Here is a 19276-nt window from a genome sequence, read left to right as displayed (position 1 = left end):
AAACATTTCATCGGTTGGCTGTATTTACATGTTGAATAACGATGAAAAAACACTTACTATTTATTTTTACGGTATTATGTACCGTTAACGCCTCGGCGCAACAATACCTGTTATCAGGAAAAATAACCAACCAGAAAAACGAAGCAATTCCATTTACATCCGTATACATCCGAAATTCTACTTACGGCACTACCGCCAATGAAAACGGACTGTACCAATTTAAGCTTGCACCGGGCGACTACAATTTAACTTACCGCTTTGTGGGTTATGACGAAAAGGTTGTAAAGGTTACCATATCAAACGCCGACCAAACCCTTAACGTACAACTTGACGACGAAATATTTGGTACCGAAAGGGTTGCAGCCATGTATCGCAAAAACCACGATGCTGCCGATACCATCATGAAACAGGTGATCAAAAAACGAAAGTATTATTTGGATGAAGCTACGTCATATTCCTGCGCAGTTTATATAAAAGGCGTACAAAAATTATTAAGCGCACCAAAGGCGCTATTATCAAAAGAGGTAATCCGCGCGCTCGACCTTGACTCGATGGGTCGGGGGATTCTTTACCAGCAGGAATCACTATCTGATTATAATTTTCAATCGCCTGATAAAATCAGGGAAGTTACCATTGCCAACCGGATATCAGGTATCAACACTGCTTTTAGCTACAACAAGGCATCCGATCTTCAGGTGAATTTTTATAAAAACGTATTCAACATCAATGGCTTAAGCACCCGTGGTTTTGTATCGCCACTGGCATCCAATGCACTAACTTTTTATAGGTATAAGCTCCTCGGTGTATCCAACGAAAATGGCCGGATAATAGATAAGATACAGGTTATCCCACGCCGTGCCCATGGCCAGTATTTTCAGGGGGATATTTATATAGTTGATGGCGAATGGCGATTGTACAGCGCCGATTTATACTTGGAAAAAGGCTTGAATAGCCTTAACCTGATAGATACATTAAATATCACCCAACAATACGTAGCCATAACCGATAGTGTTTGGATGCCAGCGGCGGTTCAATACAATTTTAAAGGCAAGGTACTTGGTTTTAAGTTTGGGGGCTATTACGAAGCTATTTATAATAACTATAAAATTAATCCCAGCTTTCCTGAGCGTTTTTTTACCGGCGAAGTGCTAAAAGTTGATACCGTTTCAAACGCTAAAAATGCAGATTACTGGACGTCGGTACGCCCTGTGCCGCTAACGCCAAAAGAAGCCCGCGATTACCAGAAAAAAGATAGCATAGCCGCCTATAAACAAACTAAAGCCTACCTGGATACATTACAACACACCAAAAACCACATTAACTACCCCGGTTATTTGATATTTGGCTATTACGCCTCCAGTCGCGACAATAAGGATTCATTGTGGGTATCGCCGTTTATACAAACGTTTTACTACAACACTGTTGACGGTTTTGGCATCAATGCTAAAATAAGGTACAGCAAAAAAATTGATGATTTTCACGCCTTCAGCATTACGCCTGCTTTACGCTACGGCTTTTCAAATAAGATATTTAGCGCCAATATTTATTCCGACTATAAAAATGATCCTTTCCACAATGCCAAGTTTTTTACGGGTTTTGGCAGCGACGTGCTGGATTTGAATAACGTAGGTACCCGATCATTATATTTTAATACCTTAAGTACCCTACTGAGCGAGAATAACTATGTAAAATATTACCGCACCCATTATGGTTTATTTGGGTACCAGCGCGAAGTAACCAATGGCGTATTACTATCGGGCAGCTTGTCGTATGCAAGCAGAAGTCAGCTTTACAATACTTCCTACTCACATATCAAAGATGTTAAAAACCGGGAGTTTACATCAAACAACCCATTGGCACCACCGGGTACCCCTGCAGATGACCATTCCCTTTTATTCCCCGAAAATCAGGCATTAACATTTACAACATCAGCTACCTTTACCTTCGACCAGGAATACGTAACCCGGCCTACCGGCAAATTTAACCTGCCGTCAAAATATCCAACCTTAACCCTAAACTACAGGAAAGGGATTAATAGCCTGTTAGGCTCTGATGTAAATTACGATTTTACATCTGTTGATGTATCACAAAACAAAATCAGGATTGGCTTAACCGGTTTTTCATCGTTTAAATTAACTGCCGGCGGTTTCTTTAACGATAAAAACCTGTACTATATGGATTACAATCATTTTTTAGGTAACCAGGGTACCACCTTCGATCCTACCTATGTGGGTAGTTTCCACTTTTTGCCTTTTTATACTTACAGTACCAATGGCGCTTTTCTCGAAGCTCATTTTCAACATAATTTTGCCGGTTCGATCTTCAACAAAATTCCGCTATTGCGTAAGGCAAAGCTTGAAGAAGTTATTGGCGCAAATTACCTTACCACAAAAGCCAACCGCGATTACACAGAATTTTACGTTGGCGTACAGCGCCTGATTTTCAGGGTTGACTATGGCGTATCCTACATGGGCAACCAAAAATACATCCAGGGCTTCAGGATCTTTTATGGGATAAGGTAGGTTTGTTGAGGTAAAAGGGCAAAGGCGAAAGGTAAAAGGTTTTGAAAAACCAGAACGATGGCTAGTGGGACTGCAAACCTTTCGCCTTTATCCTTTTACCTTTCGCCTTAAAACCTTATCTTTGCACCTCATTTAACACTGTTTACAGCAGTATCAATGGATTATGGCAATATATAATACACTACTGTACTATTGTTATTCAACAATAGCCGATGCGGAGCAATTTGCTGCCGATCATTTAAAATTTTGCAAAAGCTTAGGTTTAACCGGCCGCATTATTGTAGCAGAGGAAGGGCTTAACGGCACCGTATCAGGCACTGCCGAAGCTTGTAAAACCTATATGGATACTGTACATGCCGATAAGCGCTTTGCCGATATCGATTTTAAGGTTGATGAAGTTACCGAGCCCTCATTTGTAAAAATGCACTGCCGCTACAAAGCCGAGATTGTTTACTCGGGCCTGCGCGACCCCAACCTTATTAACCCTCAACAACAAACAGGCAAGCACCTGGAGCCCAAAGAATTTATGGCGATGAAAGACCGCGATGACGTGGTTGTTTTGGATGTACGGTCAAACTACGAACATTCGTTAGGCAAATTCAAAAACGCGGTAACACTTGATATCGAAAACTTCAGGGATTTCCCGGCCATGATTAACGAACTGGCCAAATACAAAGATAAAAAGATCCTGACCTATTGCACTGGTGGCATTAAATGCGAAAAAGCGTCGGCACTGTTGCTGCACGAAGGCTTCCCCGAAGTTTACCAGCTACATGGCGGTATCATTAAATACGGTAAAGAAGCCGGCGGCCAGGATTTTGAAGGCAAATGTTATGTATTTGACAACCGCCTTTCTGTTGATGTAAACAGCGTGAACCCGGTAGTGATATCAACCTGCCGCAATTGTGGTATAACCACCCCTAAAATGATCAACTGTGCCAACCCCGAGTGCAATGAACATTTTACCCAATGCGATGAATGTGGCACCAACCTGGAAGGTTGCTGTAGTGAAGCCTGTCAAAGTCACCCCCGCAAAAGGGTTTATGATGGCACCGGCTACTATGTAAAAGTACCGCAACCGGTAAATACCAATAAAAGGAATAACCTGCAACTGGCAGATTAATAATAAAAAGCCTACCCAACCTGGTAGGCTTTTTTATTTCTGCAACTCAAACCTTAATTTCGTAAAATTGGTTTGCTTTGCAGGCTGATGCCATTTCATAACCCATGCGTAAATCGTTACTGATTATTTTCCTGTTGTTTTGTACTCCTCCCCTAAATGCGCGCGCGGTGGATATCAAAAGCGTAGGTGTGCCTTATGTGCAAAATTACACCAAGGCCATGTACCAGTCGGGCAATCAAAACTGGAGCATTACACGCGATGAGCATGGCATCATGTATTTTGGCAATGCGCAGGGTTTGCTTGCCTTTGATGGCAAATACTGGCAGCAGCATCACATGCCCAACGGCTTAATCGTTCGCTCGGTATCAGCCGATGGCAAAGGCAAAATTTATGTGGGGGCCTATGGCGAATTTGGTTACTGGGCCGATGATAACAAGGGGGTTTTAAAATACAACTCACTGATAAACCTGGTTCCCGCAAAGTATAAGCCGATTAATGAAGAGATATGGAAGATATATGTTGATGGCCAGCGAATCATTTTCCAGTCTTTCGGGTCGATATACATTTATTCCAAAGGGAAAATCAATGTCATAAAAACGCCCAGCCCTTACCTGTTTATGTTTAAAGCAGGTAATCGCTTTTTTATCGAACAGGTTTCGGTTGGGTTATTTGAGCTTAAGGATAATAAGCTGGTTTTTGTTCCCGGCAGCAATATACTGGGGCCAAGCGGAGTGTTATCCATGCTGCCATTCCAAAAAAACAAATTCATTATTGGCACAGCTCAAAATGGCTTGTTCATTTACGATGGCCAAACCATAAAACCATGGGCAAACCAGGCCAACGACTTTTTAAAAACCTACCAGCTTAATAATGGCGCGCTTATAGCCAGCAAATATGTGGCCTACGGTACCATATTAAATGGTGTAGTGGTTATTGATACCGCAGGCAACCTTATTCAGCATATTAACAAGGCAAGCGGCTTGCAAAACAACACTGTTTTAAGTTTATATACCGATGCCGAGCAAAACCTTTGGGCAGGCCTTGATAATGGCATCGACCGCATCGAGGTTAACTCACCATTATACTTTTACTTTGATAAAACCGGCAGGTTTGGCACGGTTTACTCCAGTATCATTTTTGATAATAAGATTTACCTGGGTACAAATCAGGGGCTTTTTTACAGCGATTGGATCCCGGAAAGCAACAACAAGCTTTTTCAATCATTTGATTTTAAACTTATCCCCGGGTCGCAAGGCCAGGTTTGGGAACTTACCCTGCAGGATGGGCGCTTGCTTTGCGGCCATAACGATGGCACCTACCAGGTAAACGGCAGCACCATAACAAAAATATCCATGATAACCGGGGGCTGGACAACCAAAAAATTTGGAGCTGATAAACTTATCCAGGGAAACTATACCGGCCTGGCATTCTTCAGGAAAGATGTATTGAGCAACTGGATATTTGACCATAAAGTAGAAGGTTTTGGCGAGCCATCACGGTATGTTGAACAGGATAGTAAAGGGCAAATTTGGGTAAGCCATGCTTACAAGGGCATTTACAAGCTAACCTTAAGCCTCGACCTGAAAAAAGTAACCTCAAAGGTATATTACGATAGCCGGTATGGCCTGCCCGGCAGCTACAATGTAAACGTATTTGACCTTGATAACCGGGTTGTATTTACTTCCGATTCGGGCTTTTATGTTTACGATGATATTACCGACCGCTTTTTTAAATACACGCAGCTTAATAAAAAGCTGGGCACATTTGCCACCTCAAGCAAAATCATCAAAGCCATAGGCAAAAAATACTGGTTCATAAACCAGGGCCGGGTAGCCCTGGCCGACTTCTCGGTGCCGGGCAAGCTGAGTATTGATACCAACCGGTTCAGCATTCTTAACGGGCAAATGGTGCAGCACTATGAAACTATCAACCGTATCAATGCATCAACTTATCTTATTAGCATTGATGAAGGCTTCGTGATCCTTAATGATGAGGATGCTTTGCTCTCTAACAAGATCAGTATTCCGCAGGTACTCATACGCCAGGTAGAGAATATTACCGATAAAGTTTATGTAATAAGCGAAGATGGCAGTGGCCTTAACGACATCGAAATACCCTACGCTCAAAACAACATTCGCATCTCCTATTCGCTGCCTTATTATAAACAGGCTAAAATAAAATTCCAGTATTACCTGGAAGGTTATTCGCGCCAATGGAGCGATTGGACACAACAAAGCCAGAAAGAGTTTACCAACCTTGACCAGGGCACCTACCATTTTAAAGTACGCGCTAAAATAAACGATCAAAATGTATCGTTAATCACCTCATTAACTTTCATTATTTTGCCGCCATGGTATGCCGGCAAACCGGCTATGCTGTTTTATGCCTTGTTGCTGGTACTGTTTTATTACCTGGTGAGGTACTATTACCGGCTTAAACTAAAACGCCACCAGCTGCACATTCACGAAAAGCTGCAACGCGAAAAGGAGGAATTTTTAAAACAGGAGGCCATTGCTAACGAGCAACATATCATCAGTATAAAAAATGAGCAGTTACAGGCAGACCTCGCCGGCAAAAGCCGCGAGTTGGCCAATTCGGCCATGAATTTGGTTTACAAAAACGAATTGCTGCAAAAAATCAGCGAAGAAATACTGCACCTCAAAGATAGTTCGGGCAAAAAACTGGCCGACGACCAGCTGCGCCGCATTCAAAAAGTGATAGACGAAGGCATGAACGATGAGCGCGACTGGAACATATTTGAAAAAAGTTTTAATGAAGCGCATGAAAACTTTTTCAAAAAATTGAAATCAGACCACCCCGATCTGGTGCCAAATGACCTTAAACTTTGCGCCTACCTCCGCATGAATATGAGCAGTAAAGAAATGGCATCACTTTTAAACATCTCCCTGCGTGGCGTTGAAATAAGGCGCTATCGACTGCGTAAAAAGCTCAACCTGGAGCATGATAAAAACCTGGTAGAGTTTCTCATCGAGTTATAATACTACATCATTACCTCTCATAAGCAATTATAAAACCGATTTACAGCTTACCCCGGCTGTAGTACGGTGGCTATACACTACCCCACATTATTAAGCTGATTATCAGATAAATAAAATAACACCACACAAATTTTGTGAAAGTATGTTAAGGTTGATGTATTAATGTTGAGTTAATTTTTTTGACTAACTGGCATTATCTATACAGTTTTGTAAACTAATAAACCAATTATTTCTAATCCGTTTTTTATTTATTAACCACTATGAAAAGAATTTTTACTATTTCAGGGTTGATGCTATTGTTTCTTTTTTCCATAGACGCCGCGTTTGCACAAAACGTTACAGTTAAAGGAAAAGTTACCGACGCCACCACCGGCGAAAGCCTGATAGGTGTATCGGTGCAGGTAAAGGGAACAACTACAGGCACCCAAACAGATGTTAATGGCGCATTCACTATTAACTCCCCAGGGACAGGCACCTTAACATTCGCTTATATCGGATATGCAACCCAAGCTATACCCGTAAACGGGCAAACCAACATTACTGTCAAATTAGCGGCCCAGGCCAATGAGCTGGCGCAGGTAGTAGTTGTTGGTTACGGTACACAACGCAAGCTTGATGTAACAGGTTCGGTAGCTACAGTTAAGGGCTCCGAAATTTCTAAACAAGCTTCAACCAACGCGCTTAGCGGTCTTCAAGGAAAGGTTGCCGGTGTGCAGGTTACCAACGGCGGTTCTCCGGGTGCTTCTCCATCTATCACCATCCGCGGTTTAGGTACGGTGTATGGCAATGTTAGCCCGCTATATGTTGTTGATGGCGTTTGGTACAGCGATATCAGCTTTTTAAATCCGCAGGATATCGAAAGCGTAAGTATCCTTAAAGATGCGTCAAGCACAGCCATCTACGGTATCCGCGCTGCAAACGGCGTTATTTTAATTGGCACTAAAAGGGGCGTAAAAGGCAAACCCGTTGTAAACTATAATGGCTACGCGGGTTGGCAAACAGTAACTAACCAGGTTAAAATGGCCAACGCCACCGAATATGCTACAGCTATTAATGAACTTTACACATCAAACAATGTCAGCCCGCTTATCTTCAGCAATCCATCGAGCTATGGAAAGGGTACAGATTGGTACGGTCAGATATTACGTGATGCGTTTGTAACCAGCCACCAAGTATCTTTAAGCGGTGGTACTGATAAATATACTTATAATTATTCATTCGGCTATCTTGATCAGGATGGTATTGCCAAAACCAATAACTATCAGCGCTTCACTTTAAAGTTATCAAATGATTTTAAGCCCACAAAAGCCTTGAAATTTGGATACACTGCTAACGGACTTTTAGGTAAATCAAAGGATGTTGATGGCAGTATTTTTCACCAGTTATTTGGTGCCGCTCCAACTTTACCGGTACGTTATGCTGATGGTAATTACGGCGACCCTAATGATTACCACACGGGCGATGGTAACAACTATAACCCACAGGCCACTCTTGATTTTACTAATCAGAGGTCAAGAAACCTTCGCTTTACTTACAATGGCTATGGCGAGGTTAATTTCCTGAAAAACTTTAAATTCAGAACAAGTTTTGGCGGCGATATTGGCCAGGCCGAATCAAGAGGTTATACACCTATTTACCAGGCTACCTTTGCACAAAAAAGCACAGTATCAAACCTGGATGTAAACCATACCGAAACCCGTAACTGGATTTGGGAAAACACATTAACTTACGATGTCAAAGTAAAAGATCATAAAATAACTGCCTTGTTAGGTTACAGTGCACAAAATAACCAGGATAAACAACTGGATGCCCATGCACAGGGTGTGCCTTATAAAAGCAGCGGTAACCAACACACCTCTTTTCCCGATACCGCGAGTGTTGTTTATTATGCAACTCCAGGCTCTCAGCTGCACACCAGGGCATTATCACAGTTTGCAAGGGTCAACTACTCGTTTAAAGACAAATACTTGCTAAACGCGTCTATCCGTCGTGATGGTGCCTCACAGTTTTATGGCGATCATACCTTTGGCTATTTCCCATCGGTGGGTGCAGGCTGGGTAATTACCAATGAGGAGTTCATGAAAAATCAGAAATTGTTTAGCAGCCTTAAATTACGCGGAAGCTGGGGTAAGGTTGGTAACTCGGTTGTGCCTATTAACCCATCAATTCAGGTTGTATCTTCCGATCCTTACCTAACCGCAATATTTGGCAGCCCGCAAACAGCATATCCCGGCGCAAGTATTAACAGCCTGGTGCCACAAACCATCCTTTGGGAAAAAGCGGTAGCTACCGACTTTGGTTTAGAGGGTGGCTTTTTAGATAATAGGTTGACATTTGAAGCAGACTATTATAATCGCGAAACCCAGGATGCCATATTTGCTATTCCAATTGCAGGCTCGTTGGGTACCAACAACAGCAGTTTAATAGGTAACCAGGCCAGCATCCGCAACCGTGGTACCGAGTTTTTAATAAGCTGGAAAGATCAGGCTACAAAAGATTTCTCCTACAGCATCAGCGCAAACCTTGGCATCAACAACAACAAAGTACTAAGTGTACTAAGCGGGGCCAACCCAATTTATGATGGTGGTGCAGGCATCGCCAACGGCGCTTTGGCAACCCGTACGGTAGTAGGCCAGCCAATCGGCGAGTTTTATGGATACAAAGTAACCGGAATTTTCCAAACAGCTACAGAAATAGCCAACTCAAAACAAACAGGTGCCCAGCCAGGCGATTTTATTTACCAGGATAGCAACAAAGATGGTATACTGGATAGCCGCGACCGCGTAGTGTTAGGAAGCCCGCTGCCTAAATACAATTACGGCATCAATACCTCGTTCACCTACAAAAATTTCGATCTGGCTTTAGATTTCCAGGGTGTGGCCGATGTAAGCGTTTATAACGCCAACATTGCTTACCGTTTTGGTAACGAAAACTTCACCAAAGATTTTTATGACCACCGCTGGCATGGACCGGGTACCTCAAATACCTACCCGTCAGTAAATGTTGGCTCAACCGCCAACTCGGCACCAAACTCATTTTTTGTTGAAAGCGGTGCTTATTTCAGGATGCGTAACGCGCAGCTGGGTTATACACTACCTTCTGTACTATCAAAAAAATGGGGTATTTCAAAAGTGCGTTTGTATGCCAATGCGCAAAACGCGCTTAACTTCTTCGGCTATAAAGGCTTTACGCCCGAAATTGGCGGCGGTGTAGGCAGCATGGGTATCGATGCAAGTGTATACCCGTTATACGCTACCTACAATTTTGGTATTAACGTTACTTTTTAATCACTATAAAGATGAAGAACAGTAAAAAAACTCTATTGCAGCAGGCCATAATTTTAAGTCTGGTTGCATCTGCTATAACATTTCAAAGCTGTAAAAAAAGCTTCCTGAATATAGACCCTGCCCAAAATACAGCGGCAACACAATTTTTTAAAACCCAGGACGATGCTACAAAGGCGGTAAGCGCTATGTATGCCAATATGCACGAGTATAACAACATTGCATTCCCGGCCATCGCGATAGAAAGCGTAGGATCTGACGATGCCGAAAAAGGCAGCAGCCCTACAGATGCTACTTATATGAATACCTATCATAACTTCACCGTTACTGCCGGCGAAGGCCAGATACAAGGTTTTTATAAAGGGCAATATGCCACAATTAACCTTGCAAACCAGGTAATAGCCAACATACCGGGTATCACCATGGACGATGCGCTGAAAACCAGGTACCTGGCCGAAGCCAAATTCATCAGGGCGTATTGCTACTTCAGGCTGGTAAGAGCGTATGGCGATGTGCCTTTGCGCTTAACGCTTCCAAAAAACACCACAGAGTATAACCTCCCACGTACACCAAAAGCACAGGTTTGGGCGGCTATTGAAACTGATTTAACTGACGCTGCTACAGCTTTACCGCAAACTTACGGATCGGCAGATGTTGGTCGTATTACCAAAGGGGCAGCATTATCTTTACATGCTAAAGTAGCCCTGTACCTTAAAAAATGGACCGATGTGGTAACCTATACCACACAAGTAATGGGCATGGGTTATTCTTTATATCCTGACTACGAACAAATGTTCAGGACTACGCACAAAAACAACCAGGAGTCTATCTTCGAGATCCAGTGTAACCTTATCCCTAACAACCCTGATGCATCAAACTCGCAATACTCACAGGTGCAGGGTGTACGCGGTTCAACAGGTGGCGGCTGGGGCTTTAATGTGCCAACTGCCGACCTGGCAGCAGCTTATGAAACAGGCGACCCAAGGCGCGATGCAACCATCATTTTCAGGGGCGAAACAACGCCCGAAGGCGATGTGATTCCTGCCGATGGCGATAACCCCAGGTACAACCAAAAATCATATGTGCCTTTTAGCCTATATGTATCTGGGTTTAACGAGGGTTGCCAGCAAAATAAAATTGTAATACGCTATGCCGATGTGTTGCTGATGAATGCCGAAGCTAATAATGAACTTGGGAATTCGCCTGCGGCTTTAGTTCCGCTTGAGCAGGTACGAGCCAGGGCAAGGGGTAGCAATGCAGCTATATTGCCTAAAGTCATCACTGCAGATCAGGCGGCTTTGCGCACTGCTATTTATAATGAACGCAGGGTTGAATTTGCAATGGAGTTTGATCGTTATTTTGATGTTATCCGCCAGGGGCGTGGTGCAGCTGTATTTGGTTCGCGCGGCTGGAAAGCAGGCAAAAACGAGGTGTGGCCAATACCGCAAAACGAGATCGATATAAGCGGTGGTGCTTTAACACAAAATCCAGGTTATTAATTTATCAATTCAGCAACGATGAAAACATTTAAAAACACACTTAAAGCTGCGCTGTTAATGGGCGTAGCTGTAAGCTTAACCATAACAGCCTGCCATAAAGGCTTTGATCCAAAATCATATGCGCCATCTAAACCGCTGCCATCATTCGGTGGCTACAGTAGTAGTAAGGACATTGAACCGGCCAGCCTGGTAGCCTACTTTCCGTTCACCAGCGGCCTGGCCGATAGTGTATCAGGAGCAACCGGGGTAGCAACAGGCACAAGCTTTGCCACCGGCTTAAACGGCAAAGGTCTGCAGGGCGCCGATAAATCATATGTACTGTATGATACACCTGCCGGCATTAAAGCGTTAACCAGTTTTACTACCAGCATTTGGGTAAAAATGCCTCTAAACACTTCGGCGGTAGGTTTAATGGACATCCAGAACAACCAAACAGGCGGCGCGGGTTTCTGGGGCAGCCTGGCCATATTTTTTGATAACGGTGGTTCTGCATCATCGGGTGTACTTAAAGTACATGCGTTTAACAAAGCCGGTATGTCAACCGGGGTAGATGGCTGGGAAGGCGGCTATGCCGTTGCCAACCCGTGGAACACATGGATAAACGTTACAGTTACTTTTGATGAAACAGCATCTACCATTTATGTTTATTACAACGGAACACAGGTAGGTAAAAACGCAGCTGCCGGTTTTGCACCTATGGATTGGAGTAAAGCCAGTAAAATGGTATTTGGTACGCTACAGTTTCAAACCACTCCGTCGCTTACGGCCAATACCGGCGCGCAGGATTGGGCCGGCTATGTTACAGGAACCATGGATAACATCAGGTTTTACAGTAAAGCACTTACCGCCACGCAGGTATTGGCTTTGTATAATCTTGAAAAAGCTAAACGATAATAATTGGGTTTGATTGATTTGGGGTTGTCCTGCCGCTTAAGGCAGGCAACCTTTTTTTAAAAAAAGGTGGGCATGAGGAATATCAAAGATTGTTGTTGGGGGCTGGCATCCGTTATACTACTTTTTTCCTGTGGTAAAAGTTCAAATAATACATCTACACCCGTTACACCCCCTCCCTCATCGTTTACTTTTAGTGCGCTTAAGGTTAATGGTAAAAACAGCGGTTTTAGTTATAGCAATATAAATAGCAAACCGGCTATTGCTATTACGTTTTCAACCCCGCTCAGCCGTACGTCGGCGGCAGCAAGCATTAGCTTAAGTAGTAAAGCAGGTGCAGCGACAGCTTTTAATACAACCTATCAAAATGGCGATAGCACCATTATAATTACCCCAACCGATCTGTCGCCCATTACGCAATATACGCTTAACGTTACTACAGGCCTAAAATCGGCTAAGAACGGCAGTTTACAATCGCCTTTATCCGTACAACTGATCACAGCTATCGATAGTACTCGAAAATTCAGCACCATATCTGACGATCAATTGCTTGACCTGGTTGAGCAGCAAACCCTGAAATATTTTTATGATTTTGGCCATCCAACCAGCGGGCTGGCACGTGAGCGTAATACATCTGGCGACGTGGTGACCACGGGCGGCTCGGGTTTTGGCATTATGGCGATTATAGCCGGTGTTAGCCGCGGTTTTATAAGCCATGCCGATGGATTGGCCCGGATGCAAAAAATTGTGGCCTTTTTAAATAACAAAGCCCAAAAGTTTCACGGCGCTTTCCCCCACTGGATGAATGGCGCTACCGGCGCTGTTGTACCCTTCAGCGCACAGGATAACGGGGCCGACCTGGTAGAGACATCGTACCTGATGCAGGGCCTCATTACCGCCCGCCAATATTTTAATGCATCCAATACCAACGAAACCCAACTGCGCACCGATATCAATACTTTATGGAATGGTGTAGAATGGGATTGGTTCAGGCAGGGCGATCAAAACGTATTGTACTGGCACTGGAGCCCCGATTTGGGCTGGGCCATCAACATGAAAATTACCGGCTGGGACGAGGCGTTGATAGTTTACGTTTTAGGTGCATCGTCTACAACGCATCCTATCCCCAAAACTGTTTATGACCAGGGCTGGGCAAAAAGCGGCGCCATTAAAAACGGCAATACCTTTTATGGCGTTACCCTGCCGCTTGGTCCCGACAGGGGCGGTCCGTTGTTTTTTGCGCAATATTCGTTTATGGGCATCAACCCCAAAGGCTTAAGCGATCCCTATGCCAATTATGAAACGCAGAATGAGGCACATACCACCATCAATTATAAATATTGTGTGGCAAACCCATTGGGCAACAACGGCTACAGTGCCGATTGCTGGGGACTAACCGCAAGCGATATCGAAAACGGCTATACTGCAAGTTCGCCTACAAATGATGTTGGCGTTATAGCGCCTACCGCGGCCATTGCATCGCTGCCTTATACGCCAACCCAATCTATGGCGGCACTAAGATTTTTTTATTATACCCTGGGCGATAAATTATGGGGTCAATATGGCTTTTATGATGCCTTTAATTTAACTAATCCATGGTTTGCCAACTCGTACCTGGCCATTGACCAGGGGCCTATTGTTGTAATGACCGAAAATTACCGCACCGGCCTGCTCTGGAACCTGTTTATGAGTGCGCCCGAAGTAAAAACGGGCATGAAAAACTTAGGGTTCAGCAGCCCTAACCTTTAACCCTGATTAATACCATTTTACATGAATAAATTTATATTAACCCCTTTGTTATTACTGCTTAACCTGTGTTCATTCGCGCAAAAACAGGCAAAAAACACCGGCGAAGATGGTATTAAACCTGTAGGCATCATCAAAAACCTAAGCGATAGTGCTTTGCTTGATGTGGTGCAACGCCAAACATTCCGTTATTTTTGGGATTTTGGTCATCCTGTAAGCGGCCTTGCCCGGGAGCGCAGCAACAAATCATTTGATTATGGCGACGAAGTGGTAACCACCGGAGGCTCTGGTTTTGGTGTTATGGCGCTTATTGTGGCCGATAGCCGCAAATGGATAAGCCATGAACAAGCTGTTGACCGGATGGTGAAAATTGTGAATTTCCTGTTTAAAGCCAACTCTTTCCACGGCGCGTTTCCGCATTGGATGAACGGCGAAACAGGCAAGGTGATCCCCTTTGGCCGCAAAGATGACGGCGGCGACATTGTGGAATCGGCTTACCTTTTCCAGGGGCTGATTTGCGCCAAACAATATTTTACCGCCAATACCCCAAAAGAGCAGCGCATCCGCGATGTGATTAGCTGGATGTGGGGCGAAATGGAATGGAACTGGTATACCCGTGATGGTCGTGATGCCCTTTACTGGCACTGGAGCCCCAACAATGGCTGGGCCATGAACTTTGCCATCCATGGTTTTAATGAGTGCCTTATAACGTACGTATTGGCGGCATCGGCACAACGCTACCCTGTTGGTGCAAACGTATATACACAGGGCTGGGCGCAAAGCGACTTTTTTAAAAACGGAAAAACTTTTTATGGCTACAGGCTGCCTTTGGGTTTTGATTATGGCGGCCCGCTTTTCTTTTCGCAATACTCCTTCATGGGATTAAATCCTAAAGGCTTAAAAGATCAGTATGCCGATTATTGGGAGCAAAATAAAAACCATACGCTGATAAATTATGCCTACTGTGTAGATAACCCAAAAAAATTCAAAGGTTACGGCCCCGATTGCTGGGGACTTACCGCCAGCGATAATTTTGAAGGCTATAACGCCCACTCGCCAACAAACGATTTGGGGGTGATAACACCGACAGCTGCGTTATCGGCATTCCCATACACACCGGAACAATCCATGAAAGCCCTGCGCCATTTTTATTATGACATGGGCGATAAAATCTGGGGCGAATACGGCTTCACCGATGCCTTCAGCGAACAGCATAACTGGTACGGCAAATCCTACCTTGCCATTGACCAGGGCCCTATCGTGGTGATGATTGAAAACTATCGTACCGGCCTGCTCTGGAAACTATTTATGAGCAACCCCGATGTACAGCATGGCTTAACAAAGCTTGGCTTCGAAAGCCCGGCAATAAAACACGATTAAAGGATTTTGCAGGATTGACAGGATTTTTTGTTGTGTATTGTTCTGAAAAAAATTTAACCTTTTTCTTTAGTCCTATTAATTGTTTACAGGGGAAATCCACAGAAAGAAACAGGGCCACAAAATTTCTTTTGCAGCCCCGTTTCTTTCGTTTAATCTTAAAAACCTGGATAGGCTATTCTACCAACCTCTCCGGATTTCTTGATGTATATAAAACGGCAAATTATAGCTTTTGTTTTCATTGTGTGATAAAAAATTAACTATCAGAAGATACTTTTCAGTTCGACCAAAGTAAATAGCCCGTACAGCCTCTTAATCAGGCAAGTCGCTTCCAACGCTAAACCATGACCGCCTCTTTCACCAAATATTTGAGCGAGAAATTGAATTTTTGAACTTATCTATGGCAAATTTACTGACAAAGAAATGCCGACCAACTATTTGCCAGCGTATCTACAGCCGATGGTTAAAGTAATACATTCTGCCATAAATTAGACCTTAAACCCGGATAGACTGGCCATGTATGCTATAAAAAACAACCCGTTTATTTGTAAAGCTTAAGCAGTACATCCAAAAAAAATGTGCAGACGTTTTATCAACATCTGCACATTTGTAATTGGCTCATCATTTCTCAAACATCTGCACATTTGAAACGCCTCAGGCTTCTTGAACACCATTGAAAAACAAGCAACGGTGAAAAATCTGAAATCTGCACATTTATTATAATTTAATCTCTTCGTCTTTTGAGGAGAAGAAGTGAAACTCGGTGATCTGGTAAGCAGGATTGCTTTTAACCTTAATCCACTGTCCGTATTTCAGGAACCATTTCATTTGGCGGGTATAAATACCCTGTTTAATAAATGCTTCAATATATGGATGCACGCAAAGGGTAATGCCTTTTTCATTTTGTTCATCCAATATATAATTGAAGTTATTTTCAATGTCGTCCATCAGCAAAATGGTTGGCCTAATGGTACCTGTACCATTACATGTAGGGCACACTTCGCTGGTTACAATATTCATTTCGGGCCGTACGCGCTGGCGGGTAATTTGTACTAATCCAAATTTACTCGGCGGTAAAATGGTGTGCTTTGCCCTGTCAAGCAGCATTTCGGCACGCAGGTGGTCAAACAGTTCTTTGCGGTTTTGCGGCTTGTGCATATCAATAAAATCGATAACAACAATACCACCCATATCGCGCAAACGTAACTGGCGGGCAATTTCTTTAGCCGCTTCCTTGTTCACCTGGTAGGCGTTCTCTTCCTGGTTTTCTTTACTGGCTGTGCGATTACCGCTGTTTACGTCAATAACGTGCAACGCTTCGGTATGCTCAATTACCAGGTAAGCTCCGCCGGCAAGGTTTACGGTTTTACCAAAGGCTCCTTTAATCTGCTTATCAACGCCAAAATGTTCAAATATAGGCTCCTTATGCTTATGCATACGCACTATACTTTCCATATCCGGCGAAATCTCGTGGATGTATGACCGGATTTCTTCGAACATACTGTTATCATTTACGTAGATGTGCTGAAAATCGGGGTTCAATATATCCCTCAGGATAGTTGATGTACGTCCAATTTCGCCTAAAACCTTTTTAGATGGTTCGATAGACGGCAACCTTGTAATAAATGCCTCCCACTTTGATATCAGATCAAGCAAGTCTTTCTGTAATTCCTCAACGCCTTTGCTTTCAGATACCGTACGGATGATTACGCCAAAATGTTTTGGCTTAATACTTTCAACAACCTTACGCAAGCGGTTACGCTCTGTATTACTTTTTATTTTTTTGGAGATAGAGATGGCTTCCGAAAACGGAACCAGTACTACATATCGCCCTGCTATAGAAAGATCAGAACTTAAGCGCGGCCCTTTGGTTGATATAGGTTCTTTGGCTATTTGGACCGGAATGAGCTGGCCCTTAGTCAATATATCAGAGATTTTGCCTCCTTTATTGATATCGGCTTCCAGCTTAAAGCCGTCCAACAGCTTTGACTGATATCCCCCGCTACGTACTTGCTTGGTTAGCTTAAGCAGGCTTTGCACCTGCGGCCCCAAATCAAGATAATGCAAAAAGGCATCCTTCTCGTAGCCTACATCCACAAAAGCAGCATTTAAGCTGGGCATTATCTTTTTGATACGCCCAAGGTAAATATCACCAACAGTATAATTATTGCTGGTTTGCTCTTTATGAAGCTCTACAAGTTGTTTGTCCTGTAATAATGCAATAGTAGCCCCATTGGGGGATGAATCGATAATTAATTCTTTTATCAACTGCTACTCCATTTCTTAAAACGGTAAACACCGTATGTAAATAAGAGGGTAAAAAACACTCATAATAAAAAGTACCCACCTTTAGTAAAGGCGGGTAAAATCTGCTTTGGTTATCGCAGCTTATTTCTTTTTATGTCTGTTTTTTCTCAAACGTTTTTTGCGTTTGTGGGTAGCCATTTTGTGTCTTTTACGTTTTTTACCGCTGGGCATAATAATAATTTTTAAATGTTGATTACTTCTTTAATTCGTTTATATCGTCATCAATACGCTGCACAAATGCTTGATCTGGCACCATGTTTTTGCACTTTTGGTAAGCCTCAATGGCTTCCTTTTTCATGCCCAGCTGCTTATAGCTTTCCGCCAGGTAAAACTCCGGCTCAAGCTCTGCTTTTTGGGCAAGTAATGTTTTAAACCTTGCAACTGCTTTTTCAAACTGGCCCGATTTCATGGCGAACATTCCTAAATTAAGGTTTGCGCTCCAGTTGTTCGGATCCTTTTTTACTACTTCAAGCAGCAAGGCTATCCCCTGCATAGGTGCGCCTGCGCCATTTACGTACGCTACGCCTAATCCTGTTTTGCCTGCAAGGCTTTCAGGTTGTAACTTTAAGGCATTTTGAAAAGCCTCGGCAGCGTTGCTTACAAAAGCTGGCTGCAATAAAGTATCCTGGGTAAGTTTGTATGCATCGTTAAAACGGCCACCTGCATTTAACCAATCCTCGGCTTTGTTTCCTTTGCGGGCCAGAGCCTGGTAGTAAAACGCCGCGGGTGCGGGTTGGTTATCATCATCCCACTGTTTGGCCAGCTGCTGCTGCAGCTTTTCGGCATCAGCGGCCGATGCAGTTTTCAATTGCCCTTCAAGGTCATTTATCTTTGCTGCCAACGCTGCCCCAATTGCTGCTTTGGCGGGCTCAGATACCATATCAACCGTTACTGTTGTAGCAGCCTTGCGGCTGTTAAGTACCGTTGTTTTATCGCTTTTGGCCTCTTTAGGTTTTATTAAACCTTTAACAGGTAAACGATACAAATAGCCCACAACAATAACTATTGCTATACTAACGGCTATTTGTTTCTTATACATATCTTAAAATTATTTGCTGGTTTTGTTACCTGTTTTTACTTTTTCAACAAAAGTTTTTGCTGGTTTAAAGCTTGGCACAAAATGCTCGGGGATAATGATGGCAGTATTTTTTGAAATGTTACGTGCTGTCTTTTTTGCTCTTTTCTTTACTACAAAACTACCGAATCCTCTAACGTAAACATTTTCGCCACCCACCATTGAGCTTTTAACAACTTTAAAAAACGCCTCAACAGTTTCCTGCACGTCTACTTTCTCGATACCTGTCTTAGATGAGATTTCAGTTATAATTTCTGCCTTAGTCATGTCTAATTTTTCTTATTTAATTATATAAATACTTAACTGTTTTGGGGTTGCAAAAGTATCGCTTTAATATTTAAGTGCGAAATATTTAACAGTTTTTTTTTACCCAGTACCTAAAACGTTCATTTTCGTTACAAAGTATAGACAATCGAGCTTATTTACTCCCTTTTGGAGTAGTGAGTACCGTAG

General features: G+C 43.3%; 11 protein-coding genes. 8 read left to right on the top strand and 3 right to left on the bottom strand.

Annotated features, from left to right (window positions below):
- Positions 1-41: 41 nt before the first annotated feature.
- The 8 genes from AC1DV1_RS10980 to AC1DV1_RS10945 all read left to right on the top strand — a co-directional run bounded on the left by AC1DV1_RS10980 (position 42) and on the right by AC1DV1_RS10945 (position 15444).
- The gene (locus AC1DV1_RS10980; protein ID WP_477358688.1) at positions 42-2522 is read left to right on the top strand and encodes a DUF5686 family protein; all 2481 of its coding nucleotides are present in this window, start codon (positions 42-44) and stop codon (positions 2520-2522) included.
- Between the two features lie 163 nt (positions 2523-2685).
- Complete coding sequence (gene trhO / locus AC1DV1_RS10975) at positions 2686-3645, top strand: oxygen-dependent tRNA uridine(34) hydroxylase TrhO (protein ID WP_477358686.1); 960 nt, start codon at positions 2686-2688, stop codon at positions 3643-3645.
- Positions 3646-3749: 104 nt separating this feature from the next.
- A complete protein-coding gene (locus AC1DV1_RS10970) occupies positions 3750-6644 on the top strand; it encodes a ligand-binding sensor domain-containing protein (RefSeq protein ID WP_477358684.1) in 2895 nt (964 codons plus the stop codon).
- A 260-nt stretch (positions 6645-6904) separates the two neighbouring features.
- Positions 6905-9931: a SusC/RagA family TonB-linked outer membrane protein gene (locus AC1DV1_RS10965; protein ID WP_477358682.1), complete on the top strand. Its 3027-nt coding sequence runs from the start codon at positions 6905-6907 to the stop codon at positions 9929-9931.
- Positions 9932-9942: 11 nt separating this feature from the next.
- Positions 9943-11427: a RagB/SusD family nutrient uptake outer membrane protein gene (locus AC1DV1_RS10960; protein WP_477358680.1), complete on the top strand. Its 1485-nt coding sequence runs from the start codon at positions 9943-9945 to the stop codon at positions 11425-11427.
- 18 nt (positions 11428-11445) lie between these two features.
- Complete coding sequence (locus AC1DV1_RS10955) at positions 11446-12321, top strand: LamG-like jellyroll fold domain-containing protein (RefSeq protein ID WP_477358677.1); 876 nt, start codon at positions 11446-11448, stop codon at positions 12319-12321.
- A 72-nt stretch (positions 12322-12393) separates the two neighbouring features.
- Positions 12394-14067 (top strand): glucoamylase family protein, encoded by a 1674-nt coding sequence (locus tag AC1DV1_RS10950; RefSeq protein WP_477358675.1) that lies wholly within the window; start codon positions 12394-12396, stop codon positions 14065-14067.
- A gap of 21 nt (positions 14068-14088) precedes the next feature.
- Positions 14089-15444 carry a glucoamylase family protein gene (locus tag AC1DV1_RS10945; RefSeq protein ID WP_477358673.1) on the top strand — a complete coding sequence of 452 codons (1356 nt, stop codon included), beginning with the start codon at positions 14089-14091 and terminating at the stop codon, positions 15442-15444.
- A gap of 714 nt (positions 15445-16158) precedes the next feature.
- On the opposite strand, the gene AC1DV1_RS10940 is transcribed toward AC1DV1_RS10945, so the two are convergent.
- From AC1DV1_RS10940 to AC1DV1_RS10930, 3 genes are all read right to left on the bottom strand, one after another.
- Positions 16159-17709: an Rne/Rng family ribonuclease gene (locus tag AC1DV1_RS10940; protein WP_477358671.1), complete on the bottom strand. Its 1551-nt coding sequence runs from the start codon at positions 17707-17709 to the stop codon at positions 16159-16161.
- Positions 17710-17941: 232 nt separating this feature from the next.
- Positions 17942-18787 (bottom strand): tetratricopeptide repeat protein, encoded by an 846-nt coding sequence (locus AC1DV1_RS10935; protein WP_477358669.1) that lies wholly within the window; start codon positions 18785-18787, stop codon positions 17942-17944.
- 9 nt (positions 18788-18796) lie between these two features.
- Positions 18797-19090 (bottom strand): HU family DNA-binding protein, encoded by a 294-nt coding sequence (locus tag AC1DV1_RS10930; RefSeq protein ID WP_076378439.1) that lies wholly within the window; start codon positions 19088-19090, stop codon positions 18797-18799.
- Between the last annotated feature and the right edge of the window lie 186 nt (positions 19091-19276).

Source organism: Mucilaginibacter sp. P4_D1 (assembly GCF_056401935.1).
This window is presented reverse-complemented; position numbering and strand designations above follow the sequence as displayed.